Genomic DNA, 24,484 nt, shown 5'->3' with positions numbered 1-24,484 from the left:
AAATATGTATGTTTGGGCAATAGGCAATTCCGTGGAAATTCCGCCGTCCTGTCACAACATTTTCTGCATAAAGTTGAATGCGTTGTCATAAAACAGCCCATCGACCGTTTCCTGCTTGTAGCCAAGTGTCAACATGCGGTCTGCCAGACGATACATATCCGCCAGACCGTCAATGCCGATCGGCAGGGTATCGCAGCCGTCAAAGTCACAGCCGAGCGCAACCACCTTCTCGCCGTACATACCAAGGAAACGCTCGATGTGGTCGATGGCGTCATCGATCACAGAATCGCTCTGCCGCACGAGGAACGGCGTGTACAGGTTGACGCCGACCAATCCTCGACGGTTGGCAATCTCGGCAAACTGCTCATCGGTCAGGTTGCGCGAGTTGCGGCACAAAACCCGCGAATCGCTGTGCGTTGCAACAAACGGACGGTCGGTTGCCTCGCACACATCCCGGAAGCCGCGGTCGGACAGGTGCGATACATCAACGAGTATCCCCTTCTCGCCGCAGTTGCGGACCAGCTGCTTGCCCAGCTCGGTCAGACCCTCGTTCTGATCCACGGCGGATGAGCAGCCGTAGCGGCTGCGGTAATTCCACGTCAGCGTGATAAGACGCACACCGGCGTCGTAAACATAATCGAGCGCATCCGGCCGGTCGGGCAGCAGCTCCGCGCCCTCGATGGAGAGCAGCGCCGCCGCCTTTCCGGCCTCCACCGCCGCGCGGATGTCTGCCGCCGAGCGGCAGAACGTCAGCCAGTCAGCGTTGGCGGCAAACTCGCGTCTGGCAGTCGTCAGCATGCGGTCGAACCGCTCATCGGCGGGCGTATCGAGCAGACAGTCGCGTGTTTCCGGCGAATACGGCTGTCTCGCGCCGCAGAACAGCGCAAAAAATTGCACATACGGCTGATACCTGCGCGCTGCTGCATAATTGATATGTAAATCGTTCTCCCGCAGGTGTTTTCCTGTCTCGCAGCACTCGTAAATGGTGTCACAGTGCAGATCAAACAGCTTCATACTCACCCTCCAAAGGCGTTTTCCAGATGGTTGATGCGCGGCGGAACCGGTGCGCTTTCCTCGCCGTAAACCTCGATCACGTCAAACCGCGGCTGCTTTTCGGTCGGATGCTCCTGCAGCCACGCCTGTGCAGCGGCGATGATCTTCGCCTGCTTGGCAGGTGTGACGGCTTCGCACGCCGGACCGTAGCGGGCATTCCTGCGCGTCTTGACCTCCACAAAGATAACATACTGCGCGTTCTCCGCGATAATGTCAATCTCACCGAACCGGGTGCGGAAATTCGTCGCTGCCGTGTGCCAGCCGCGCTTTTCGAGGTACAGCCGAGCCGCTTTTTCTCCCCACGCGCCCTTCATCGCGGTGCATCCGGATGCTTTTCGTAAAATTTCTTGAGGAAGGTCATCCGGTGGATCGGGCACGGGCCGTGTTCAAGCAGTGCCTCATCGTGCGCCTTGGTCTCGTAGCCCTTGTGCTTTTCAAAGCCGTACTGCGGGTACTGCTCGGCGAACTGGCGCATCAGGCGGTCTCGCGTTACCTTGGCGATGATGGACGCTGCCGCGACAGACGGGATTTTTGCATCGCCGGAGACCACGCACTCGTGCGGCTGCTCGAGTCCCTGTGAGCGGTTGCCGTCCACATAGACGAAATCTGCCGGACGTGTCAGACCGTCCACCGCCTGCTTCATCGCGCGGTAAGTCGCCTGCAGGATGTTGATCTCGTCAATCACCCGCTCGTCCACGAGCGAAACCGACCACGCAAGCGCGTTTTCCGTGATTTCATCGAACAGCTTCTCTCGCTTCTTTTCGCTGAGCTTTTTCGAGTCGTTTAGCCCCTCGATGACGATTCCGGCGGGCAGGATGACCGCAGCTGCGCACACCGGTCCGGCGACCGGACCTCGTCCGGCCTCATCCACGCCGCACACCGAGCCGTAGCCGTTCGCCCATGCTTTTTCTTCGTATTCCCAAGTCATGTTTGTCTCTCCTAAAACCAAGGGCGAACACTGCGGTTCGCCCTCGAAATTGTTGGTTTATTCCGGCTTCTCGAGCGTAATGCGGCCGAGAACACCGCCGCGGAACTCATCGAGCAGGATACGCGCCATGCGCTCGGTGTCGATCTCACCGCCGCGCAGCAGAAAACCGCGGCGCCTGCCCGCCTGCTGCAGCAGCTCATAACCGAGGAAATCGCACTCCTCCTCCGGAATGGCGATGCTGTAGCGGTCGATGATGGTCTGCGGCGCCTGTTCAGCGAGCAGCTCCATCAGCTTGCAGCCGAGCGTCTCAACGTCCAGAATATCATCCTTGATCGCGCCCGTGCACGCCAGCAGAATGCCGACGCGCTCATCATCGAACTTCGGCCACAGGATGCCCGGGGTGTCGAGCAGGTCAATGCCGCTCTCCACGCGGAACCACTGGCTGCCGCGCGTCACGCCCGGACGATCTGCCGCCTTGGCGGATTTTCTGCCGAGAATGCGGTTGATGAACGTGGATTTACCCACATTCGGGATGCCGACGACCATCACGCGGACGGACTTGCCGACCAGCCCCTTCTCGTTCCACTGGGCGATCTTGTCCGCTAGCAGCGTGCGAACCGCACCGGAGAACGCCTGTGTGCCATTGCCGCTGCGGCTGTCGGTCTGGATGACCGCCATGCCCTGCTCACGGAAATGCTTCGCCCAGACAGCCGTCATGTTCGGGTCAGCCAGGTCGATGCGGTTAAGGATCATCATGCGCGGCTTGCCTGCTGCAATCTCATCCATATCCGGGTTGCGGGACACCTGCGGAATGCGTGCGTCCACGACCTCACAGACCGCATCCACCTGCTTGATATACTCCGCCATCTGCCGGCGGGTCTTTGTCATATGTCCGGGATACCATTGAATATTCATATTACTTCACCGTTCCAAAATCGCTGATTGGGAAAACCACGCTCTGCACATGACCGAGGATGTAGCGCTCATCCACCATGCCGAGACGGCTGTCGCGGCTGTCGGTAGAGGCATTGCGGTTGTCGCCCATGACGAACACGCAGCCCTCCGGCACGGTCTGCGGATAGGTCAGATCGCCCATATGCTCGAGTACATCGATCTTTTCGTTGATATACGGCTCATCGAGAACCTCGCCGTTGACGCTCACGTCGCCGGTTACGGGATCAATGTCCACCGTATCGCCGCCGGTCGCAATGATGCGCTTGACGATCGGCTGATTGTTGTAAAAACCCTCCTTGCGCAGCACGACAACGTCTCCGCGCTCGGGCGTATAGTTCAGGTTGCTTACCAGCATGATGCTGTGATCCTCGAGGGTCGGGTACATGCTCATGCCGTCCACGCCGATCAGGCGCACAAAAAACGTGAATACGACCACGAAGAACACCAGAACCGCCATCAGGGATTCGCCCCAGCCGAACAGCTCGCTCGAGAAGCGTCCCTCACTCTTTTTATTTTCGGTTTGCTGCATTATGATTTCCTCCATCAAAAAGATAGCATACAATATTATTATAGCGATAATACAGCGTATGCGCAAGTGAAAACAAAAAACGGAGAGCAAAAGCTCCCCGTTTTTGTTCGGTTGTAATGTTAGAATTAAACCTTCTCTGCGATCTTGGCAGCCTTGCCTACGCGACCGCGCAGGTAGTACAGCTTAGCACGGCGAACCTTACCGCTGCGAACAACCTCGAACTTAGCAACGTTCGGGGAATGTACCGGGAAGGTCTTCTCTACGCCTACGCCGTAAGAAATGCGGCGAACGGTTACGGTCTGGTTTACGCCAGCGTGCTTCTTAGCAATGATGATGCCTTCGAATACCTGAATACGCTCGCGGTTGCCCTCCTTGATCTTTGCGTGTACCTTAACGGTATCGCCGATCTTCAGAGTGGGCAGATCGCTCTTGAGCTGCTGCTCGGACAGGACTTTAACGAGATCCATTTTTTAGTCTTCCTTTCGTCTTAGACATTCTTGCCGCATCGTAAACCCATAAATGAGCAGAGGAATGCCCGTGTTCATTGTTACTCGACTATAATATCATATCATGTGGCGGATTGCAAGTGTTTTTTCAATCCTGCGCAGATTTTTGTCTCATTCGCTCGACAGACTCGGCGTGCACGGTCTCGGTCTGTGCCTGCGCCTTCTCGTTTTCATAAAAGCCGATGACAACGTAATCTCCTACCTGCAGATCCTCAAAGCCGATTTCCTGCGTTTTGCCGGTGTCGGAATTGTAAGCAGAAAGCGCTGCTTTCAAACAGTCTGCCGTGCCATGCTCGCCGAATACAGTCGTCTCTCCCGCATCCCGCACAGTGATTGTTTGATTTCGGCTGTCTGTGGACACAATTTCTGCGTCGGCAAGCAATCTAATCGGCTTTTGCTGACCGCAAGCGCATAAAAGCAGACAAATCCCCAATCCCGCAACATAAGAATTTTTTCGCATTTTATCGCCATCTTGCATAATTTTTATCACAAATCGCTTGCATTTCTTATTCACTTTTATTATACTGAAAATGCTACCCGATGTAAAGGAGTGTTTTTCATGTGGGCATACGAAAGCGTATTTTATCAGATCTATCCCATCGGCTTCTGCGGTGCGCCGCGCGTAAACGACGGCGTGACCGTTCCGCGCATCCGCAAGGTCAGCGACTGGGCAGAGCATATCGCGTCGCTCGGCTGCAATGCCGTGTACTTCTCCCCGATTTTTGAATCCGACAGCCACGGCTACGACACCCGCGATTTTCGCCGCGTGGACTGCCGTCTCGGCACCAACGAGGACTTCGCCGCCGTCTGCAAAACGCTGCACGAGCACGGCATCAAAGTTGTGCTGGACGGCGTATTCAATCACGTCGGACGAGGTTTCTGGGCGTTCAAGGATGTGCAGGAGAAAAAGTGGGATTCCCCCTACAAGGACTGGTTCCACATCTCCTTTGACGGCAATTCAAACTACAATGACGGCTTCTGGTACGAGGGCTGGGAAGGTCATTTTGAGCTGGTAAAGCTCAATCTGCGCCATCCGGATGTGCAGCACCACATTTTCGAGTGTATCCGGCAGTGGAAGGACGAATTCAGCATTGACGGTCTGCGGCTGGACGTGGCGTACTGTCTCGACAAGGATTTCATCCGTGCGCTGCGCGGCTTCTGTGACTCGCTCTCGCCCGACTTTTTCCTCGTCGGCGAGCTGCTCCACGGCGATTACAACCAGTTTGTCGGAGACGGCATGCTGCACTCCTGCACGAATTACGAGTGCTACAAGGGTCTGTATTCCTCGATGAACAGCTACAACCTGTTTGAGATCACGCATTCGCTGCTGCGCCAGTTCGGTCCGGAAAACTGGACGCTGTATAAAGGCAAGCACCTGCTTTCGTTTGTGGATAACCACGATGTGACGCGCGTTGCGTCCATCCTGCAGAATCCGGCGCATCTGCCGCTGATCTATGCGCTGCTGTTCGGTATGCCCGGCATTCCGTGCATCTACTACGGCAGCGAATGGGGCGCCGAGGGCAAAAAGCAGGACGGCGATGACGCTCTGCGCCCCTCGTTCGAGCAGCCGATCGAGAACGACCTGACCGCCCGTATCACCGCAATGGCGAAGGCGCACCGTGAAAGCCGCGCGCTCTGCTACGGCGGCTTTAAGCAGCTTGTGCTTACCAACAAGCAGTGCATCTGGGAGCGCGAGACAGACGGCGAACGCGTGCTCGTTGCCGTAAATATCGACGAGCAGCCGTATCATGCGCACTTTGACGCACGCTGCGGCCGTGCTGTGGACCTCATTACCGGAGAAATGCACGACTTCGGCGGTGGAAGCGAATTGCCTCCGTACTCGGCTTATTTCTGGAAGTGCGAGTGCTGAGCGTCCCCGTAAGATCGAGAAAACCCTCCGTATGGTTTCATACGGAGGGTTTTTATGCCTTTATGTCGGATCGTATTCCGGCAGTTCGTTCTGATCGGCATGTTCTGCCACAAGCTCTTGATTCAAGCCATTCCAGCAGGCGCCGATATCCGCTCGTGTGAAATATCGAAATCCGCCTGTCTGCGAAGCCAGATAGCCGTTTTTCACGCCGCTGCAGACGTAAATCAGTTCATAGTTCGTCCCGTCCGAAAGCTGAAACCGAAAACTGGTCACATCTCCTCCGGAGCCGCTATCATCTATCGTCTTATCTTTGAGCGGCAGACCTTCCAGCCGCTCATACAGCGCTTTGATATCGTCTTTGTCTGTAACGCTTTTCTTCTCTGCCGTTATAGGGACGCCCTCGAAATGATACATTACAGCACTTTCCACATCATCGGCTGTAAACGGCAAGTCCAGCTTGACCGTTTTTCCACTGCAGCCGATCAATCCCGTCATGAAAATCAGTAAAACGATAAAGCCTGCTGCCTTTTTCATTTCATCACGCTCCTTTACAAGAAGTTACTTTCGCTTTACATAGTCGATAACGAGGGCATACGCCGTGCCGTCCGCCAGATCGGCGCTGAATACGACAGTCGTACCGTCCTTGCGGTAACGCTCGAGCGCGGACTTTTTCAGCGTCAGCGTCTGACCGCTGACCGTGTAGTCCTTGTTTGAGGTCAGCGTATCGCCGTTCACGGTCACGCTTTTCAGGCTTGTGCGCGTCAGCGGCAGCGTGAACTTCGGTTCGCTCGGCGAGAACGTGTTGTACTCCTCGACCGCCCAGCTTTCGCCGGTCGGTGCGGAATCGCTCACGGTCAGGGTGAACACCTCGGTCTTGCCGTTTTTCAGTTCAACGCTAATGGTGTAGCTGCCCGCTCGAAGCTGCGCCAGTACACCGCGCGGCAGGATGAGCGAACGCGTCGAAGAATCGAACGTGTAGTCGATGCTCGACAGACCGAGCACCACATCCCGGATATCCTCCGAGGTATTGGCGCCGCTCAGACGCGTGCGTACATCTGCGTAGTTCTCCGACTTGTAATAGCGGTCAAAAGACGCATTCTGCACATTTTTGCTCACCGAAGAATCGGTAACAGCAATGGCGATTGCCGCCGTTTTGCCGTCCGAGAGCGTCAGCGTCAGCTTGTAGTTACCGCGCGGCAGCCTGCCCAGCCAGTCCGCGCTGATGGCGGCTCCGGTCGAGGTCTGCGTATAGTCCGTGCCTGCAGTGAGGATTGCACCGTTACTCTCGATTTTCTCAATTTTCAGACCGTTCGGCACGGTGACCGCAACATTTTTGCCCAGTGCAGAGAGGTTATTCAAATCGACCGCTATGCTTTCCGGCGAAACAGCCGCCGTCACACTGCCCGTGAGCGTCTGTCCGCCTGCGATGGCGGTCACGCCGTTTGCGATCGTGTAGCCGGAGATCGCAACGCTGCTGGCAAAACTCACGCCGCTGCTCTTGATCTCCGCCTGATAAATCGTGCCGTAGCCGGTGACAGACGCAGGCTTGCTGGCGGTCATGCGGTAGACCGACGCATTCGCAGTGATGGAAACCGTGGATTCGGTATTCAGCTCCAGATGATTGATATCCGCATCCAGCGTCAGCGAAACCTTCTTATCTCCGTTTATTTTTACATCCGCGAAGCCTTCATAGCCTGCAGTGGTCAGCTTTTTCTCGTAGAGCACCGCTGTGCTGCGAACCTCCGTGCTCGGAAAACGAGCGGCGCCTGCCGCAGTAACCTGCAGCAGGCGACCCATAGGCGAGGACACAACGATGTGGTCGCTCATTGTATTCGTCATTGTTACCGTGCCGCCGGCTACAATGATCGTACCCTTGACGTACACGTCATTCAGCTGTACCGCATCCGAGGCCAGACCTTCGGTCAGGTACAGATCACCATCGATCGTCGCGTCGGACAGCGTGCAGCTTTCCGAAATGGTGACGTTCGCGGTATCGCTCTTGAGGTCGGAGCCGGTATACGCTTTTCCTGCCGTCGAGAGCGAGGTTCCAAGATAATAGTACAGGATCTTCGCCAGCTCTGCGCGGGTGATGACCTTGGTCGGCTTGAAGGTATTGTCCTTGTAGCCGGTGATGATGCCCTTGTCCACAGCCGCCTTGACATAGCCTGCCGACCACGCCGCAACCTTCGCCTTATCCTTAAAAGACAGGTTTGCCGGTTTTACATTACCCGGATCGGCCTTGTACAGCCGCCCGAGGATAACCGCCGCCTGCTCACGGGTGACATAACCCTCCGGATTCATCCTGCCGTTGCCGGTGCCGTTGATGTAGCCGTACTTCTCGGCAATGCGCACCGTGTCGTAGTACCACGAGTTGGACTGCACATCGCTGTACGAAATGCTTGCCTTCTCTGTGAAGTGAAACGCGCGGTTGACATAGCGCATGAACTCCGCACGAGTGACCTTGCGCTCCGGCTCGTACTTGCCGGTGGTCGCACTCGGATTGATGATGCCCTCCTCATCCAGATATTCGATAAAGTTTTTGCTCCAGTGTCCGTCCAGATCGGAGGCAAATGCTGCCGGTATCATCGTTGCCAGCATCGCCGCACACAGGAATGCAGATAATAAACGTTTTTTCATAAGATACACCTCGTATGTGGGTTACAGGCAATACCAAATGATTGAACAAGAGCGATTTACGAGCAAATTTTGCGTACTGATTAGGCGTGGTTTTGCAGCAATACGAGGTATTGCAAAAAATCACAACGACATCAGGACACAAAATTTCCGTAAAGCGCCGCAGCTTTAATCGTTTGGTATTGCCTAAAGTATAACATAGACAAACCCGCTTGACAACAGGCTTTGCCGGACACATTCTGCCAATGTTTACGCATTTCGGACATATTCGAGAAAAATTCGTCCTTTACGGCTCGTACCGCCGAACGCCTCCACGCGCGCACGGCCGACGCCGCGCACAGTCAGACGGTCGCCTTCCGTAATCTGGTGCTCCGGCTTCATGCAGAGCGCGTTGTTGACGAACACCAGTCCCTTCTCGATCCGCGCCTGTGCGTCCTTGCGCGGCAGACCAAAAATCAGAGCGGCTACACTGTCCAGACGCGGCGACGCCACCGAACCGGTCCCCCGTTTTTCCTCGACTGCCGCATGCTTCAGGTCGCTGAGGTCCTCGCGCGTCAGCGAAAGCTGCTTGCGGCCCGCTTTGGCGAAGTGCATGAGGATGAACTCCGCCATGTCCTCGAGCACGATGATGTCTGCGCCTTCCTCGTGCACGAGAATGTCACCGACCACCGAGCGGTCGATCTGCAGTCCCATCAGCGAACCGAGGTAGTCGCGGTGCGTGAGCGTGTCCTCCCTGCGCTTGCGGGCGCGCAGCAGCGCCAGCGGTGCGGACATCTTTGCGCTCTCGGCATCCATGTAATCCGGATAAAACAGATAGATCCCGCGTTCCGCGTCCTCATAGCCGCCCCAGAACAGCGCATGACCGGTCGCTCCGGCAAGGCGCACCGCATCCGTGCACAGCGCCCGCTGCTTGAGGTCGAGGAACTTGGTATGGGTCAGATAACCGCGCTGCTCACACGTCTGCTCCTTGTCGAGCAGTCCTGCCAGCAGCAGCTTATCGTCGCCGCTGTGTGCAAGCGCGGTCAGGATCTCTTGCTTGGTCTTCAAGGTATTTTCCTCCATTGCGGCATAGATTTTCCGTTATGCCGCCTATTGTTTTGCATGATAGTATTGTACTATCTTCTTTTTTCGTTTACAATAGAGATTAGCATTTTAATGATGGAGATGATCGAATTGACCGTGAAGGACGCCGTTTTGCAGGCACTCGAACAGGCACGAGGCACCCGCCTTTCCGGCGGACGGCTCGCCGAGCAGCTTGGCGTATCCCGTGCGGCGGTGCACAAGGCGATCGCTGCACTGCGCGAGAGCGGCCTTGCCATTGACGCCGTGACCGGAGAAGGCTATCGCTTGGCCTCGGATGACGACAGCCTGACCGCCGCAGGCATTGACGCACTGCTCGATACCGCGGTCATCGGACGCGAAATCCTGGTCGAGCCGTCGCTCACCTCGTCCAACACAACGATGAAGGAGCAGTATCTCGGCAGAACGCACGGCTTCACGCTGTTTGCCGAGGAGCAGACCGGCGGGCGCGGACGGCTCGGCCGCACGTTCGTCTCCCCTGCCGACACCGGCGTGTACATGACCATCCTGCTGCATCCGACACTGCCGCTGTCGCACCTGTCGTTCGTCACCATTTCGGCGGCGATCGCGGTCGTGCGCGCCATTGAGCAGACAGCTGGCTTCACGCCGCAAATCAAATGGGTGAACGACGTGCTGATGAACGGACGCAAGCTGTGCGGCATCCTCACGGAAGCGACGATCGAGGGTGAAACCGGCACGGTAAGCTCGCTTGTGGTCGGCATCGGCATCAATCTGCAGCCCAATCCGGCGTGGCCCGAGGAAGTACAGGCGGTCGCGGGTGCCATCAGCGACTTCGGCAAGCCGCCCCGCAGAGCCGAACTGGCAGCCGCTGTCCTCAACCACTTCGAGGATGTGTACATGCTGCTCGAGCAGGGCAAGGAACCCGAGCTGCTCGAGCAGTACCGCGAACGGCTGTGCTGCATTAACCGTCCGGTAACGGTCAGCAGTCCGGCAGGCCGCTACGAAGCCGAGTGCGTCGGACTGGACGAGGATGCACATCTGCTGGTCAAAACCGCAGACGGACAGGTGAATGCCCTGTCCTCGGGCGAGATCAGCATTCGACTGTAAACCGCATTTTTATACATTATATATAAGGAGATATTTCTATGTTTCAAACCGCTGCAGGCGTGACCGTTCCGTTCCCCGAAAAGCTGTCCGAGCAGTACGAGCTGGACGGCAACACCATCACCGCAAACCTCAGCTTTGAGAAGCTGAGCGACTTTGTGCATTCGTTCTACGCCGAGCTGGACGAGCCGCTGTTCCTCGCCATCCATCCGGATGCGGAAAGCGATGAGGTCTGGTATCTGGACGGCATGACAAAAAAGCAGCTGACCATGATTTTAGACGGCTACGGCGAGCTGCTGTATCAGGACGGTCTTTCGGCATTCGCCATTGGCTCTCTGACCACCGAGGAGGAGCTTTTCGTACAGAAGTACAAGGTTCTGTCCATTTACAGCGAGACCGCAAAGCGTTTCGTTCCCCTGCTGAAAAAGTACGGCATGGAGCCGACCGGACATCTTGTCACCGCATGGGATACGTTCTCCGAGGAGAAACCCGGCGCCGCAGAGCGGCTCGAGATTGCCGGTCAGACCGTGCCGGATATGATTAAAGAGCTGTGCAAGATCGGCATGTATAAAGGTTAATTATAGGGCTTATATGAAAAAAGACACCGAAAAAATCGGTGTCTTTTCTTATCTGGCTTACATTTAGATTTCCATGATGATCGGCAGGACCATCGGACTGCGCTTGGTCTTCTTGAACAGGTAATCACTTACATCGCCCTTGATGGCGGATTTCAGGCTGTTCCAGTCACGCAGATTCTCTACCGAGCAGCGGTCGAGCGCCATCTGCGAAATGGTACGCAGCTCCTCCATGAGAGCCTCGGCTTCCTTGACATAAACAAAACCGCGCGATACGATATCCGGACCCGCAATGACAACGCCGGTCGTTGCGTCAACCGTGACGACGATAACCAGCAGACCGTCCTCGGACAGATGCTTGCGGTCACGCAGAACGGCAGTGCCGACATCACCGATGCCCAGACCGTCTACCAGCAGACGGCCTGCCGGCACGGAATTGCCCAGACGAGCCGAATTTTCGCTGATCTCGATCGGACGGCCGATCTCACTGACAAGAATGTTCTTCGGGTTGACACCCATCTCGCGTGCCAGACCGGCATGCTGCACGAGCATGCGGTACTCGCCGTGTACGGGAATGAAATACTTCGGCTTGCACAGACCGAGCATCAGCTTAAGATCCTCCTGGCAGGCATGGCCGGAAACATGGATGGCTGCCGAACGGTCGTAAATGACCTCAGCGCCCTGCTTGTACAGCTCGTTGACCATGTTGTTGATCGACTTCTCGTTGCCCGGGATAGCAGACGCTGCGATCAGGATACGGTCGCCGGAGTTGACCTCCACCTGCTTGTGGCTGCCGTACGCCATACGGTACAGCGCGGACATGGTCTCACCCTGAGAGCCGGTGGATACGATGATCAGCTGGCTGCGCGCGTAGCGCTTGATCTCGGAAATGTCGATCATGACCTTGCCGGAATCCTTCAGATAACCCAGCTCCATCGAAACCTTGGAGATCTTCTCCATGCTTCGGCCGCAAACGGCTACCTTGCGTCCTGCCTTGGCGGCAATGTCGAGAATCTGCTGCAGACGCGATACATTGGACGCGAACGTTGCAATGATGATGCGCTGGTCGCTCTCCATGATAAATTTCTCGAGCGATTTGCCGACGATTTTCTCACTCGGCGTGTAGCCCGGACGCTCGACGTTGGTCGAGTCGCTCATCAGCGCAAGCAGTCCCTTCTTACCCAGCTCACCGATGCGGACAAGGTCGATCATCTCACCGGAAACCGGCGTCAGGTCGATCTTGAAGTCGCCCGTGTGCAGGATGGTGCCCAGCGGCGTGGTGATCGCCAGTGCAACCGAATCCGCAATAGAGTGGTTGGTGTGGATAAACTCGATCTTGAAGCAGCCGAGCTTAATCGTATCACCGGCGCGCACGCGATTCATCTTGACCTTCTGGGGCATCTTATGCTCGGACAGCTTGGTTTCGATGATGCCGCAGGTCAGTCGGGTCGCGTAGATCGGTGCGTTGCACTCGCGCAGAACATACGGAATAGCGCCGATATGGTCCTCATGTCCGTGGGTGATCACATAGCCGCGCAGCTTGTTCAGGTTGCGCTTGAGGTACGTTGTATCCGGAATGACCAGGTCAACACCCAGCATGTCGTCATCCGGAAAGGCAACGCCGCAGTCGATAACTACGATGTCATTGCCGTACTCGATCACCGTCATGTTCTTACCGATCTCGTTCAGACCGCCGAGCGGTATGATCTTCAGTTTTTCCTTCATAATAGTATTATCACTTTCCTTTATCTGATTGTTGTTTATTATATGTACGCGGATGTCGTTTCCGCTTTTCTGAAAAGGCAGACCATGCGATCCCGTCTGTCTTTATCCACATGTGAAGGATGCGGTCCGTTTTCGCTGCAAATGGCACAGCGCATTCCCACACGGACTGCAAACACTTATTTTTAATATACCACAGCTCAGTAGAATTGTAAAGAGTCAGTCATCAAAGCGCTCTGCACGGCTTCGTCGAAACAGCCAATCTGCCTATATACTATTTATGCACAGTGTCCCGCTGTTTTACCCATTCTGCGTGTCCCGCATAATGACCGGTCCAACCGGGCAGACTTCCCTTTCGGTCCCTGCGGTTTGTAACAAAGCCGCCGATGTGCGTTTTACACGGCTAACCGTAAAAAACCGCATTTTCGCCCAATTATGCCATACAGATTAACGAAATCCAGCGACAAACTCTGTGAAATGTGCACAAAATTCTATGAAACCGTTTGACAAATCGGAGAGGATGCAGTATGATTGGTTACAGTTCGGAAACAGAACGTAAACAAAACAGTAACAACCCAGAAAACAACATCGGTTTTTCCGGTGGCGCGGGAAGTGTTCCCGCTGCGTTTTCACCTGACTTTTAGGAGCGTAACACAAATGTCTATTTCTCTGCGTAAGCATGCTGCCATGTTCCTCGCGGCAACCTTCACGGTAGGCTCGATGGCAACCTTCGGCGCTGCTGCACTGGAGCAGCCGACTGCGGTACTCTCTTCCACTCTGAACCATTCTGTCGGCACGGTGCTCACCTCTGCCGAAATCTCCAACGCACAGCAGGCTATGGCGAAGGCAAAGGCTTCCGCACTCAAGGCACAGCAGGATGCTGCCAAGAAGGCGCAGGAGGAAGCTGCTAAGAAGGCTAAGGCTGAGGCTGCCAAAAAGGCCGCTGAAGAAGCTGCTAAGAAGGAAGCCGAGATCAAGGCCGCTGCAACCAAGACCGCTTACAACCAGCTGGTCGCAAGTGCAGCCACTGCCCGTCCGGTAGCTTACTCCACAACGTATCTGGCAAGCGATGCCATCAAGGCAAATGCCACTGCGCTTGGCAATTATAAACTGACCTTCTACGATCCGTGCGTTGAATGCAACGGCAACAATCTGGCACTGACCGCTACCGGCACCACCCTGACCGAAGGCCGCACGATCGCAGTTGACCCGTCCGTCATTCCGCTCGGCAGCCGCGTATTCATCGAGGGCTACGGCGTGTTCATCGCTGAGGACACCGGCGGAGCGATCAAGGGCAACAAAATCGACATTGCAGTAAGCACCCACGAGCGTGCAAACGAGCTTGGCGTGCAGTACGCAAATGTATATCTGCTCAAGTAAATTTTTGAAGAGCTGTGCGAAAGCACGGCTCTTTTTTTCTGCCTGTTTGAGCGGTTTTACGGTTGCAGACATGGATGGCATCGGTTTTCGTTTTGTATTTCGCGTCAGAATCGCGTGTGATGAACTTTTGATGGATCGGTTCAAACTTATACGACAAATTTGCAAAGTCGATTGTGCGGCGTTTGAGTGGGTTTTCGTTATCATTCCAGAAATTAGGGTTTTCGCTTGCGAAGCGAGAGAATCCTGCCTCCCCGGCAGGGGCACAAGAAGAAGAGAACCAAGGTTCCCTCCTTCCTATTCAGCACAGCGAAAATCAGAGAACGGTGAATTGCCCGAAGGACAAGAGAGAGTCCTCCAGAGGATACCTGTGCCGCGCAACTCGTTGGTCTGGTGGCACAAGGGAGACCACCGGCCTCCCCTACGATTACACATCTGCAAATGGTAAAAAAACAGCCGCAGACACCTGCGGCTGTTTTGATTCAATTACGCGCTCTCGCGCTCCTCCTGCACCTTGGCGATGCCATGCTGGATCGGTTTCCACTCGACCTTGCCGACCAGAGCGGCGATCGAAATCGGAACATAGGTGAGCATGAAGAACGGGAAGGTAAAGGTATACAGCACCTTTTTCCACGCCGGACCTGCGATGCGCTTCCACTCGGCGATCATCGTCACCGCGCCGAAGGCAAACAGGCTGAACGTAATGCCGCGCACGGTCAGCATCAGAATACGGCCGAGCATGCGCATAACGCGATATGTAATGTATGCTGGCTGTGCGAAGCTGGTCACGCACAGGAGTACGGCCAGCAGCAGCGAGCCGATGGTAACAAGGTTGCACGGTGCAACCGTCATCAGCATATCATAGCAGGACATGCCCGCCTTGCCGCCGCGCGTACAGCCGCGCAGCAGTGCGCCGGTATACTTTGCGTCCACCTGATAGAAGCCCTTGCTCCAGCGCAGGCGCTGATCCCACGACTGGCGGAAATGCTCCGGCTGCTCATCATAGATGATGGCATTGCCGCAGTAGCCGATCTTACGGCCGCGAACCGCACTGGCGATGGAGAACTCGATATCCTCGGTCAGCAGATGATAATTCCATCCGCCTTCCTCACGGAGCACATCAGCCGAAATCAGAAAACCGGTGCCGGAAACCGCACAGTTGACGCCCAGACGGGTTCTCGGGCGGTTCAGGAAGCGCGACTCTCGCAGGAACCACAGTGCATAGCCTGCGGAGATCCAGTTCGCGCAGAAGTTCTGCGAATTGCGGTAGCTGGTCAGTGCGGAATACTCGCCGGTATCGTACATCTTGTTCATCTCACGGACGAACTGCGGATCTACGATGTTGTCCGCATCGAATACGAAAAACGCGTCGTATGCATCCTCACCCTGCTCCTCGAAAATACGCTTGAACAGATAGTCCAGCGCGTAGCCCTTGCCGACCTGCACCTTATTAAATCGCTCGTACACGATCGCACCGGCGCTGCGCGCTACCTCAGCGGTATTGTCCGTGCAGTTATCTGCAACAACAATGACATCAAGCAGCTCTGACGGATAATCCTGCTCCTTCAAGGTGCGGATCAGTCTGCCGATAACGGCGGACTCATTGCGTGCTGAAATGATCGCCGCGTAACGGTGCAGCTCTGCATTTTCCACGCCGCCGCGCTGCTTGCCCCACAAGCCAACCAGAAGGTAAAAGATCTGGTACGCATACGCCGCAGTAAAGAAAATGAACAGCACCCACTGCATGCTCTCCAAAAACCGAAGCATAAAAATTCCTCGTTTCTTCTCCTGATGTATTTTCTCTATACTTTAGATATTGTGGCGGTTGTTTCAACCCTTGTACTATAATATCACTATTAACGCATTATGCAACACATTTTTAACCGGATTTCACAAAATTTTTAATTTTTCACTGTTCGCACAAAATTTTTGTGCTTTCATGCGTTTTTTCATGCCACTTTGCCCTGTCTTTTCGTGGAAAACAGTAAACCGGGAGATGCATTCGTTCCGCACCGCTGACGCTCTTTCACTTTTCCCTGCTGTTTGCTTGGACAAATCCGGGTTTTCTCTATAACATCATCAATTTCGTATACATTTTATAAAGGAAGGGAGGGCATTTTTCCTCGCCGCTCTTCCCTGCATATACAGCAAAACGGCTGCCGCATTGCGACAGCCGCCGGTATTTGATTATTAAGGCAACACCGCACAATTAAAGCTGCGGCGCTTTGCGGAAATTTTGTGTCCTGACTTTGTTGCGATTTCACAGTAATACATTAAGTATTACTGCAAAACCGCGCCTCGTTAGTACACAAAATTTGCTCGCAAATCGCTCTTGTTCAATTATGCGGTATTGCCTTAACCGTTTACCTGCTTTGCCAGCTCGTCAGCCAGCGCTTCGAGTGCGCCGAGCTGATTCTCTGCCAGTGCAGACTTGATGGAGATCGGGTTCTCGAGGATGGTCATGTTCTTCATGCCCTCGAGCATGCCGATCATCTGCTTGCCCGCAGTAGCGGCCCAGGTACCGTTGTCAATGACGGCAACCGTGCGGTTCTGCAAGTTAAGCGCCTTGATGTCGGACAGATATGCTTCCATCTTCGGCTGGATGCCGCTGTTATAGGTCGGCGCAGCGAGCACCAGATGGCTGCAGCGGAAGCTCTCCGCCACCAGCTCGGAAACGTCGGTCTCAGAAACGTCGTACATCGCGATATTCTTCACGCCCTTGTCGGCCAGCATGCCTGCGAGCACGTTTGCGGCGTTCTCGGTGTTGCCGTACATGGTCGCGTAGGCGATCATGACCGTCTTGTCCTCCGGCTCGTAGGTGCTCCACTTCTGGTACTTCTCCAGCAGCAGGCCGAGATCCTTGTGCCAGATCGGACCATGCAGCGGGCAGATCATCTCAATATCGAGCGATGCCGCTTTCTTAAGCAGCGTCTGCACCTGTACGCCGTACTTGCCGACAATGTTGGTGTAGTAACGGCGGGCATCGTTCATCCATGTGGTGTCGAACGTGATCTCGTCATCGAAAATGTTGCCCGCCAGTGCGCCGAATGTGCCGAACGCATCAGCCGAGAACAGGATCTTGTCCTTCTCGTCGTAGGTGACCATGACCTCCGGCCAGTGCACCATCGGCGCCATGACAAAATGCAGGGTATGCTCGCCCGTGGACAGCTTGTCGCCTTCCTTGACGACCAGCGCACGCGCGGCAACGTCCGTTCCGTAGAACTGGGCGAACATGCCGACCGCCTTGGCGCTGCATACCATCTTCACCTCCGGATAGCGGCGCAGCATATCGTCGATCATCGCACAGTGATCCGGCTCCATGTGCTGAACGACCATGTAGTCCAGCGGACGGCCGTTCAGCGCGTGAACGACGTTTTCGATATACTGACGGCTAATGGACTCGTCTGCCGTGTCAAACAGCACGGTTTTCTCGTCCAACAGCACATAGCTGTTATAGGATACCCCCTTGGGGATCGGGAACAAATTTTCAAAGCGGCTCAGGCGGCGATCGCTGCCGCCAACATAAATGAGATCATCCTTGACCTTTCTGGTACTGTGCATCGCACGACACCTCCGTGTAAATATCTATATTGAATTGTAGCATATTTTTGTGCATTCGTCCAGTGGTAGGGTTAGTCTCGGCATACAAAAAAACGACCGATGAAACAGCCGGTTTTTGACGGGATACAGGTTTCGATCGATTGCAGCAGCGGGCAGGTACCGAGCACCATGAACAACAGGCTGATCAGCCGGCCGACAATCTCGCCGGGAGTTTGCCGTTCAGCGGTCCGTGCAGTATATCGATCGAGCGTTTTGTCTTTGCCATGTGCATTCTCCGTTTCCTTTTCGGGTCTACTTCTATTGCAGCACGGTTTTATTGATGAGAAAAGCACATGTTTTGCATTGCAATTCTGCATATATTGTTTTGTCGATAAATAAAGAAAAAGTGCAGAAAACTTGCGTTTTCTGCATTTTGAAAGCACAAATATTGATTAGCGCTTGGAGAACTGCGGTGCGCGACGTGCTGCCTTGAGGACGTACTCACCTGACCTTGATCCGAAAAGTCCAGTATTCATGCGGGTTTTCGGGCTTCCCGCTCTCAGTAAACCCATAGGTAAACCCACGAAATCGCGAAATTTTTGGTGCAATTTAACGCAGCCCGAATGCTGCATTCACAACGCTGCTCAATTCTTCAGGTTTATTATACTTGACTTTCGCATAGATGTCCATAGTCGTTTTGCTGTTCTCATGACCTGCCAAATACTGCACCGTCTTAGGATCAACACCTTTGTAAATCAGATTGGTGATGTAGGTGTGCCGCAGCATGTGTGGGGTCACCTTGAAGTCCATCGTATACACCAGTTTGGGATTGTTCGGCTGATGCTCACCAAGCCTTGGCTTTATTCTATGCTTCCTCGTTCGACAAAATATTCTACAATCATATCGAATTTGCTCGAATGGGTAAGGGAAACCCCTGCCTTGCCGAGCATCTCCTGCATCTGGACAAGTGGCAACTCCAACATCCAGAAATTGTAGTCCTAAAATATGCAGTCAAACATATTGGGCAACAGTAAAAGTGGTTTTGATTTTCGCGGTAGCTGCGTTCATTGAAAACTTGCAATTTGCGAACAACTCGTATATTGACTTTCTTGCTTTCTCGGATTATAATATTTGCGAATGAACTGCAAATTGGAGGTGCGGTGACTTGCATAGCTACAGCACGCGGCAGCGAAAGGTTCTGCTTGCCTATTTGAGCCAGCACCCGGACGAGCTGTTGTCCGCACGGCAAATTGCGGACGCTTTGGCAGATAAAAAAATCAGCCTGAGCGCCGTATATCGAAACCTTGCACAGTTAGAGACAGAGGAAAAAGTGCGTCGGAGCAGCAAGAGCGGCACGCGCGAGGTCTACTATCAATACCTTGATGCCGAAAGCTGCAAAGGTGCGCTGCACATGAGCTGTATCAAATGCGGCAAGACCTTTCACATGGCAGATGGTAACGCAGCTTTGCTTGCAAAGCATTTGGCGCAGAGCGAACAGTTTATATTGGACACGACTTACACGATCCTCTATGGAACTTGTTCGGACTGCAAGGGAAAATAACGATTGGAAAGGAGGACAGACCATGACAAAGAAATTTCGTTTTATGACGGGCTTGCTGGCCGTAGTGCTGGCCTTTGTTATGCTGTCCTCTCTTGCCTATATCGCAGTGGAATCCGACCATGACTGTACTGGCGTGGACTGCGCCATCTGCCATCAGATCAACGTCTGCGAAAACCTGCTCAAAAGCATTGGGCTTGCTGGCTCCGCCGTAGCTACTGTAGCGGCGATTCTATATATTCTGTGCCGGATCATTCCCTCCTGTACAGAGGTTGCCCGCACCTTTACGCTGGTTTCTCTCAAGGTCAAACTTTCAAATTAAAAATAAGAACTTTTTACAAGGGTGTAGTCTATCTGTTTTCGGATAGACTTTTGCGGCGTTGCTGTTACCCTTGTATTTTTGCGCCCATTTTTAAGTTCTTATCATGATTTGGAGGTAACAAACCCTATGAAAAAAGTAACTGCGCTACTGCTTGCGCTTTTGATGCTCGTCGGCGCTCTTGCCGGCTGCGGAAAGCAGAACGATACCAACAAAACCGACAAACTGAGCATTGTCACTACCATTTTCCCCGAATATGACTGGGTGCGTGAGATTTTAGGTGACAAAGCCGATAACGCCGAGGTCACGATGCTGCTTGATAACGGCGTTGACCTGCACAGCTATCAGCCCACTGCCGATGACATTGTCAAAATCTCCGACTGTGATCTGTTCATCTATGTGGGCGGCGAGTCCGACGGCTGGGTGGACGATACTCTGAAAAATGCCACCAACAAGAACATGAAGGTCATCAACCTGCTGGATGTCCTTGGCGACAGCGTCAAGACCGAAGAAGTGGTCGAGGGTATGCAGGAAACAGAGCACGATCACGACCATGACCACAGCAAGGAAGTCTCCACCTTTGAAGATGACGAGGTTCAGGACAGAAGCCTGTCTGATTGGGCGGGCGACTGGCAGTCTGCCTATCCCTTTGTGCTGGACGGAACACTGGATGATGCGTTTGCAGCGATGGCAGAGAAAGGCGAAATGACCGCCGAAGAATACAAGACCTACTATCAGAACGGCTACAAAACGGACATTACCAACATTGATATTGAGGGTGACCACATCGAGTTCACCTACGAAAATAGCAAGAAGGTCGGCTCTAACTACAAGTATGTCGGCTATTACATTCAGAACTGGTCTACCGGCACGAAGGCGGCCATGTATCGCTTTGAGGCGGAGGACAAGGATTCCGGCGCGCCGGTCTACATTGAGTTCAACGACCACATGATCGAACCGGCCGCCGCCGAACACTTCCACATCCGGATGAGCAACGAGAGCTTCGACGCGATCGTCGATCCCGAAAACTCCTGGCCTACCTTCTTCCCGGCTGATATGACCGGCGAAGAGATCTGCGAACACATGGAAGGGCATGACCACGACGAGGACGAAGACCACGAGCATGAGGAAGAAAAGGACGAGCACGTTTGGCTTTCTCTGAAAAACGCGGAGGTTCTTGTAAATGCCATTTCCAAGTCTTTACAGGAGCTGAACCCCGACAATAAGGACACCTACGCTACCAACGCCGCTGCCTATATCGAAAAGCTCTCTGCGCTGGACGGCGAATATCAGGCTACCGTGGACGCTGCGACCTATAAGACCGTTCTGTTCGGCGACCGTTTCCCGTTCCGCTATCTGGTGGACGATTACGGTCTGAGCTACTATGCCGCTTTTGTGGGCTGCTCCGCCGAAACGGAAGCCAGCTTTGAGACCGTTTCGTTCCTTGCTAAAAAGGTGGATGAATCGAAACTGCCCTGCGTTCTGACTATTGAGGGCGCACAGCATAAAATTTCCGAAACCATTGTCCAGAACACCGCTGAGAAAAATCAAAAGGTGCTGACCATGGATTCCATGCAGTCCACCACTTCTAAAGATGTGGCAAACGGTACGACCTACCTCTCCGTGATGGAGAAGAACCTGTCCGTGCTGAAAGAAGCATTGGGTTAAGGAGGTAGGTCTATGGCTCAGCTCACTTGTCAAAATCTCCGCGTCGGCTATGATGGGAAGTCCGTTCTGCAAGATCTCAGCTTTGAGGTCTTTGCAGGCGACTACCTCTGCATCGTAGGGGAAAACGGCTCTGGTAAGAGTACACTTATGAAAACGATCCTTGGCTTGCAGCCGCCCATCAGCGGCAGAATTTTGACAGGCGACGGGCTGAGGAAAAATGGGATCGGCTACCTGCCGCAGCAGACCGTCGTACAAAAGGATTTCCCTGCATCCGTGAGAGAGATCGTTCTTTCCGGGTGTCAGGGGCGCTGCGGCAGCCGCCCCTTTTATAACAAAGAAGAAAAACAGCTTGCCGAAGAAAACATTCGGAAAATGCAGATTGATAAGCTCTCAAAGCGGTGTTATCGAGAGTTGTCCGGCGGGCAGCAACAGCGGGTATTGCTTGCCCGTGCGCTGTGCGCCACACAAAAAATGCTGCTCTTGGACGAGCCTGTTTCCGGGCTTGATCCCAAAGTGACAGCGGAAATGTATCGTCTGATCGACGAACTGAACCATCGGGACGGTATCACCATTATTATGATTTCTCACGATATTGCCGCCGCAGTCAAATACGCCAGCCATATTCTGCATATTGGCAACACCGTTTTCTTCGGAACAAAGGCAGAGTATCTCCAAAGCCCGCAAGGGCGGCTATTTGCCACAGAGAAAGGCGGTGATGAACAATGACCGCAATCTTGGAAAAACTGACCCTCTATTGGGCGTACCCCTTTGTCCGCTATGCGCTGGTGGTCGGCGTGCTGATTGCGCTCTGTTCCTCTCTGCTGGGCGTAACGCTGGTGCTGAAACGGTTTTCCTTCATCGGTGACGGACTTTCTCATGTGGCATTCGGAGCCATGGCGGTTGCCGCTGTGCTACAAATCACCAACGAAATGCCGCTGGTCATGGTCATTACAATCATCAGCGCCGTGCTGCTTCTGCGTACCGGGCAGAACACGAAGATCAAGGGCGACGCCGCCATCGCCATGATCTCGGTGGGGGCACTTGCTATCGGCTATCTGCTGATGAATTTGTTCTCCACATCCTCTAACTTGTCCGGCGATGTGTGCAGTACGCTGTTCGGCTCGACCTCTATTCTGATGCTGACAAAAAGCGAGGTCTGGCTGTGCGCGGTGCTGTCGGTGGCGGTCGTGGCGGTATTTGTTCTTTGCTACAACAAAATTTTCGCTGTGACCTTTGATGAAAACTTTGCAAAGGCTGTGGGGACAAAGGCCGATTTGTATAACTTACTGATTGCCATAACGGTCGCCGTTGTGATCGTGTTGGCAATGAACCTTGTCGGCTCACTGCTCATATCTGCCCTTGTTATTTTCCCGGCGCTGTCTGCCATGCGGGTCTACAAAAACTTCCGTGCGGTGACAATCTGTGCGGCCGTCCTTTCCGTCTGCTGCGCCGCACTGGGCATTCTGATCTCCATCCTAGCTGGAACGCCGGTCGGCTCGACCATTGTGGCCGTGGACATTTTTGCATTTCTGATTTTCTCAGGAATATCCCGATTGGGAGGTATCCGCACATGAAACAGGCTTTGTTTATTCTCGCCGTCACGCTTCATCTGGTTTCCCTCTGCGCCTGCGGCGATCAGAAGATCCAGTCTCAATCGAAGCAGGGCAGCGCGACCCAGCAGGTCGTTCAGGAGCAGATAGCGAATGCCACAGGCGAAACGACCGTTCCGCCGACTGCAATTCCGGAGCAGCAGCCTGCTGCGGATGAAACTACACCGGAAACATCCGTTCCGGAACCGGAGCAGACGCAGCCCGCCGAAGCGCTTCCGGACTATGAACCGGCACAGGCCTCCGGCGAACCGGATGTCGATCTGACTACGCTCAGCAGCACGATGGTCTACTCCGAGATCTATAACATGATGTACGAGCCGGATCGGTATGTCGGAAAGCGCATCAAAATGAATGGGCAGTTTGCGGCCTATGGGAATCCGAACACCGGCGCGGTGTACACGGTCTGCATCATCATGGACGCGACTGCCTGCTGCTCGCAGGGGCTGGAATTCGTCCTCGCGGGCGAGCATAGCTATCCTGCCGACTATCCCAAACTGGGAACAGAAATCACGGTCGTTGGCACATTCCAGACCTACGAAGAAAACGGATATATGGACTGCCATCTGGTCGATGCAGAGATAACCGAGTAAGAAATCGTATCTAGCAAAAATAGGCAGCTTTCCACCGAAGCCGCATTTCTGCGCAACGGTTGACGAAAGCTGTCTGTTTTGCTATATTATGCTCGTCAGTACAGAATATATCCGATGCGTGGCTTCCTGCATCGAGCGAGCCGGGTGGTATTGAATAGCGCTTTACAATCACCCGGCGGTTATCGCCCTAAAATGTAACTTTTCTGCGAATACAAGCTGATTTTCAGTTTCCACAGTGTCGAACATACTCTGCATCGAAATACCCACCTATCGACTTTGCGGTTTTGTGGGATTTTTTGCACGACCGCAAATATACACACGCCCCAGCGAATGGTGTTCACCCCGCAGCAATTCACTGTTTCACAAAGGAACTGCACAAAAGCGATAACTATTTCACCTTTTTCACTGCCCTTGCTTTACAGAGACGAAAATTGGTGATTTTCGACCCTTAGATGTACAAAAACAGGCGGCACCCAGCTGAGTGCCGCCTCCGCCTGTAGAAAAAGTCTGTCTTAGCAATCACGCCAAGGCAGGCTTTTTCGTTTGAAAAGGAAAAAATAGCAGCCAAGAAAAATAATCGGCCGGAAAAATCCTTCTCCTCCTCTTCCCCGGAGAAGGATTTTTGCGTTTCCATTTCCATGTGGCCAGTTTTTTTCAAATTCATGTCAGCAAATTTAAGCTTCACCCAGTTGGTAACCTGAGCCAAGCCTCTGTACTGCGTATAGCGCATACCGTGCTTTTCTTTTGCATCGGCAAACACACGCTCAATTTTTTGTTGTCTTAGCTTGTAGGTATCCCTGCACAAAGGCGTGTGTCGTACACCCTCAGCCATATCTACAAAACGCTGCCAGATATGCCTTGTAACGTTTTTTCGCACTTGGCATTTTGTGTACACATCGCTTTTGT

General features: G+C 53.9%; 23 protein-coding genes and 2 pseudogenes. 10 read left to right on the top strand and 15 right to left on the bottom strand.

What is annotated here, in order from left to right; all coding sequences use genetic code 11:
- Positions 1-51: 51 nt before the first annotated feature.
- From PGS25_RS14050 to PGS25_RS14020, 7 genes are all read right to left on the bottom strand, one after another.
- A complete protein-coding gene (locus PGS25_RS14050; protein WP_270419149.1) occupies positions 52-1,014 on the bottom strand; it encodes a dipeptidase in 963 nt (320 codons plus the stop codon).
- Positions 1,015-1,016: 2 nt separating this feature from the next.
- Positions 1,017-1,367, bottom strand: coding sequence for a YraN family protein (locus PGS25_RS14045; protein ID WP_118730214.1), 351 nt, complete (start codon positions 1,365-1,367; stop codon positions 1,017-1,019).
- Positions 1,364-1,981, bottom strand: coding sequence for a ribonuclease HII (locus tag PGS25_RS14040; protein ID WP_117752253.1), 618 nt, complete (start codon positions 1,979-1,981; stop codon positions 1,364-1,366). Before PGS25_RS14040 ends, PGS25_RS14045 begins: the two co-directional genes overlap by 4 nt.
- Positions 1,982-2,038: 57 nt before the next feature.
- Entirely contained in the window at positions 2,039-2,896 is an 858-nt protein-coding gene (ylqF, locus tag PGS25_RS14035; RefSeq protein WP_110436595.1) for a ribosome biogenesis GTPase YlqF, read from the bottom strand.
- 1 nt (position 2,897) lies between these two features.
- Positions 2,898-3,464: a signal peptidase I gene (gene lepB, locus PGS25_RS14030; RefSeq protein WP_117490717.1), complete on the bottom strand. Its 567-nt coding sequence runs from the start codon at positions 3,462-3,464 to the stop codon at positions 2,898-2,900.
- Between the two features lie 125 nt (positions 3,465-3,589).
- Positions 3,590-3,931: a 50S ribosomal protein L19 gene (rplS, locus tag PGS25_RS14025; protein WP_110436593.1), complete on the bottom strand. Its 342-nt coding sequence runs from the start codon at positions 3,929-3,931 to the stop codon at positions 3,590-3,592.
- A gap of 127 nt (positions 3,932-4,058) precedes the next feature.
- Positions 4,059-4,430, bottom strand: coding sequence for a hypothetical protein (locus PGS25_RS14020; RefSeq protein WP_270419146.1), 372 nt, complete (start codon positions 4,428-4,430; stop codon positions 4,059-4,061).
- A gap of 99 nt (positions 4,431-4,529) precedes the next feature.
- Here PGS25_RS14020 and PGS25_RS14015 point away from each other — a divergent pair, with 99 nt between their 5' ends.
- Positions 4,530-5,840, top strand: a complete 1,311-nt coding sequence (locus PGS25_RS14015) for an alpha-amylase family glycosyl hydrolase (protein WP_270419144.1) — start codon at positions 4,530-4,532, stop codon at positions 5,838-5,840.
- A 60-nt stretch (positions 5,841-5,900) separates the two neighbouring features.
- Here PGS25_RS14015 and PGS25_RS14010 read toward each other — a convergent pair whose 3' ends face one another.
- The 3 genes from PGS25_RS14010 to PGS25_RS14000 all read right to left on the bottom strand — a co-directional run bounded on the left by PGS25_RS14010 (position 5,901) and on the right by PGS25_RS14000 (position 9,521).
- Positions 5,901-6,374: a hypothetical protein gene (locus PGS25_RS14010; RefSeq protein WP_270419142.1), complete on the bottom strand. Its 474-nt coding sequence runs from the start codon at positions 6,372-6,374 to the stop codon at positions 5,901-5,903.
- 24 nt (positions 6,375-6,398) lie between these two features.
- Positions 6,399-8,477: an S-layer homology domain-containing protein gene (locus PGS25_RS14005; RefSeq protein ID WP_270419141.1), complete on the bottom strand. Its 2,079-nt coding sequence runs from the start codon at positions 8,475-8,477 to the stop codon at positions 6,399-6,401.
- Between the two features lie 246 nt (positions 8,478-8,723).
- Complete coding sequence (locus PGS25_RS14000) at positions 8,724-9,521, bottom strand: YlmH family RNA-binding protein (protein ID WP_270419140.1); 798 nt, start codon at positions 9,519-9,521, stop codon at positions 8,724-8,726.
- A gap of 108 nt (positions 9,522-9,629) precedes the next feature.
- Here PGS25_RS14000 and PGS25_RS13995 point away from each other — a divergent pair, with 108 nt between their 5' ends.
- Positions 9,630-10,622: a biotin--[acetyl-CoA-carboxylase] ligase gene (locus PGS25_RS13995; protein ID WP_270419139.1), complete on the top strand. Its 993-nt coding sequence runs from the start codon at positions 9,630-9,632 to the stop codon at positions 10,620-10,622.
- Between the two features lie 38 nt (positions 10,623-10,660).
- Complete coding sequence (locus tag PGS25_RS13990) at positions 10,661-11,197, top strand: hypothetical protein (RefSeq protein ID WP_116704867.1); 537 nt, start codon at positions 10,661-10,663, stop codon at positions 11,195-11,197.
- A 63-nt stretch (positions 11,198-11,260) separates the two neighbouring features.
- Here the strand turns inward: PGS25_RS13990 and PGS25_RS13985 are convergent, their stop codons facing one another.
- Positions 11,261-12,919 (bottom strand): ribonuclease J, encoded by a 1,659-nt coding sequence (locus tag PGS25_RS13985; protein WP_110436586.1) that lies wholly within the window; start codon positions 12,917-12,919, stop codon positions 11,261-11,263.
- A 654-nt stretch (positions 12,920-13,573) separates the two neighbouring features.
- On the opposite strand from PGS25_RS13985, the gene PGS25_RS13980 reads away from it, so the two are divergent.
- Positions 13,574-14,296 carry a 3D domain-containing protein gene (locus PGS25_RS13980; protein ID WP_118480737.1) on the top strand — a complete coding sequence of 241 codons (723 nt, stop codon included), beginning with the start codon at positions 13,574-13,576 and terminating at the stop codon, positions 14,294-14,296.
- Positions 14,297-14,779: 483 nt separating this feature from the next.
- Here PGS25_RS13980 and PGS25_RS13975 read toward each other — a convergent pair whose 3' ends face one another.
- From PGS25_RS13975 to PGS25_RS13965, 3 genes and pseudogenes are all read right to left on the bottom strand, one after another.
- The gene (locus tag PGS25_RS13975) at positions 14,780-16,060 is read right to left on the bottom strand and encodes a glycosyltransferase family 2 protein (protein ID WP_192924414.1); all 1,281 of its coding nucleotides are present in this window, start codon (positions 16,058-16,060) and stop codon (positions 14,780-14,782) included.
- 588 nt (positions 16,061-16,648) lie between these two features.
- Positions 16,649-17,854: an FprA family A-type flavoprotein gene (locus tag PGS25_RS13970; RefSeq protein ID WP_118480739.1), complete on the bottom strand. Its 1,206-nt coding sequence runs from the start codon at positions 17,852-17,854 to the stop codon at positions 16,649-16,651.
- Between the two features lie 588 nt (positions 17,855-18,442).
- A pseudogene (locus PGS25_RS13965) lies at positions 18,443-18,706 on the bottom strand (tyrosine-type recombinase/integrase); the annotation flags it as partial.
- 292 nt (positions 18,707-18,998) lie between these two features.
- Here PGS25_RS13965 and PGS25_RS13955 point away from each other — a divergent pair.
- The 6 genes from PGS25_RS13955 (at position 18,999) to PGS25_RS13930 (ending at position 23,578) form a co-directional block, all read left to right on the top strand.
- On the top strand, positions 18,999-19,394 hold the full coding sequence (locus PGS25_RS13955) for a Fur family transcriptional regulator (protein ID WP_118480741.1): 396 nt from the start codon (positions 18,999-19,001) through the stop codon (positions 19,392-19,394).
- A 22-nt stretch (positions 19,395-19,416) separates the two neighbouring features.
- Entirely contained in the window at positions 19,417-19,713 is a 297-nt protein-coding gene (locus PGS25_RS13950; protein ID WP_270419138.1) for a hypothetical protein, read from the top strand.
- Positions 19,714-19,839: 126 nt separating this feature from the next.
- A complete protein-coding gene (locus PGS25_RS13945) occupies positions 19,840-21,378 on the top strand; it encodes a metal ABC transporter solute-binding protein, Zn/Mn family (RefSeq protein WP_270419137.1) in 1,539 nt (512 codons plus the stop codon).
- A 12-nt stretch (positions 21,379-21,390) separates the two neighbouring features.
- Complete coding sequence (locus PGS25_RS13940; protein WP_270419136.1) at positions 21,391-22,104, top strand: metal ABC transporter ATP-binding protein; 714 nt, start codon at positions 21,391-21,393, stop codon at positions 22,102-22,104.
- Positions 22,101-22,952 carry a metal ABC transporter permease gene (locus PGS25_RS13935; RefSeq protein WP_188885844.1) on the top strand — a complete coding sequence of 284 codons (852 nt, stop codon included), beginning with the start codon at positions 22,101-22,103 and terminating at the stop codon, positions 22,950-22,952. The genes PGS25_RS13940 and PGS25_RS13935 overlap by 4 nt, the downstream gene beginning before the upstream one ends.
- Entirely contained in the window at positions 22,949-23,578 is a 630-nt protein-coding gene (locus tag PGS25_RS13930) for a hypothetical protein (RefSeq protein ID WP_270419135.1), read from the top strand. Before PGS25_RS13935 ends, PGS25_RS13930 begins: the two co-directional genes overlap by 4 nt.
- A gap of 519 nt (positions 23,579-24,097) precedes the next feature.
- Here the strand turns inward: PGS25_RS13930 and PGS25_RS13925 are convergent.
- Positions 24,098-24,484 (bottom strand): annotated as a pseudogene (locus tag PGS25_RS13925) (transposase); the annotation flags it as partial.

This window comes from Butyricicoccus sp. AM78-15b2TA, assembly GCF_027665985.1.
Classification (GTDB): Bacteria; Bacillota; Clostridia; order Oscillospirales; family Butyricicoccaceae; genus Agathobaculum; species Agathobaculum butyriciproducens.
The sequence above is the reverse complement of the archived record's forward strand: the minus strand, read 5'-3'. Positions and strand labels throughout refer to the sequence as shown.

Bases quoted from the DNA above. Each gene is read 5' to 3' on its own strand.
- PGS25_RS14050 (WP_270419149.1), bottom strand. From the start codon at position 1,014: ATGAAGCTGTTTGATCTGCACTGTGACACCATTTACGAGTGCTGCGAG.
- PGS25_RS14045 (WP_118730214.1), bottom strand. From the start codon at position 1,367: ATGAAGGGCGCGTGGGGAGAAAAAGCGGCTCGGCTGTACCTCGAAAAG.
- PGS25_RS14040 (WP_117752253.1), bottom strand. From the start codon at position 1,981: ATGACTTGGGAATACGAAGAAAAAGCATGGGCGAACGGCTACGGCTCG.
- ylqF (WP_110436595.1), bottom strand. From the start codon at position 2,896: ATGAATATTCAATGGTATCCCGGACATATGACAAAGACCCGCCGGCAG.
- lepB (WP_117490717.1), bottom strand. From the start codon at position 3,464: ATGCAGCAAACCGAAAATAAAAAGAGTGAGGGACGCTTCTCGAGCGAG.
- rplS (WP_110436593.1), bottom strand. From the start codon at position 3,931: ATGGATCTCGTTAAAGTCCTGTCCGAGCAGCAGCTCAAGAGCGATCTG.
- PGS25_RS14020 (WP_270419146.1), bottom strand. From the start codon at position 4,430: ATGCGAAAAAATTCTTATGTTGCGGGATTGGGGATTTGTCTGCTTTTA.
- PGS25_RS14015 (WP_270419144.1), top strand. From the start codon at position 4,530: ATGTGGGCATACGAAAGCGTATTTTATCAGATCTATCCCATCGGCTTC.
- PGS25_RS14010 (WP_270419142.1), bottom strand. From the start codon at position 6,374: ATGAAAAAGGCAGCAGGCTTTATCGTTTTACTGATTTTCATGACGGGA.
- PGS25_RS14005 (WP_270419141.1), bottom strand. From the start codon at position 8,477: ATGAAAAAACGTTTATTATCTGCATTCCTGTGTGCGGCGATGCTGGCA.
- PGS25_RS13995 (WP_270419139.1), top strand. From the start codon at position 9,630: ATGATGGAGATGATCGAATTGACCGTGAAGGACGCCGTTTTGCAGGCA.
- PGS25_RS13990 (WP_116704867.1), top strand. From the start codon at position 10,661: ATGTTTCAAACCGCTGCAGGCGTGACCGTTCCGTTCCCCGAAAAGCTG.
- PGS25_RS13985 (WP_110436586.1), bottom strand. From the start codon at position 12,919: ATGAAGGAAAAACTGAAGATCATACCGCTCGGCGGTCTGAACGAGATC.
- PGS25_RS13980 (WP_118480737.1), top strand. From the start codon at position 13,574: ATGTCTATTTCTCTGCGTAAGCATGCTGCCATGTTCCTCGCGGCAACC.
- PGS25_RS13975 (WP_192924414.1), bottom strand. From the start codon at position 16,060: ATGCTTCGGTTTTTGGAGAGCATGCAGTGGGTGCTGTTCATTTTCTTT.
- PGS25_RS13970 (WP_118480739.1), bottom strand. From the start codon at position 17,854: ATGCACAGTACCAGAAAGGTCAAGGATGATCTCATTTATGTTGGCGGC.
- PGS25_RS13950 (WP_270419138.1), top strand. From the start codon at position 19,417: ATGACAAAGAAATTTCGTTTTATGACGGGCTTGCTGGCCGTAGTGCTG.
- PGS25_RS13945 (WP_270419137.1), top strand. From the start codon at position 19,840: ATGAAAAAAGTAACTGCGCTACTGCTTGCGCTTTTGATGCTCGTCGGC.
- PGS25_RS13940 (WP_270419136.1), top strand. From the start codon at position 21,391: ATGGCTCAGCTCACTTGTCAAAATCTCCGCGTCGGCTATGATGGGAAG.
- PGS25_RS13935 (WP_188885844.1), top strand. From the start codon at position 22,101: ATGACCGCAATCTTGGAAAAACTGACCCTCTATTGGGCGTACCCCTTT.
- PGS25_RS13930 (WP_270419135.1), top strand. From the start codon at position 22,949: ATGAAACAGGCTTTGTTTATTCTCGCCGTCACGCTTCATCTGGTTTCC.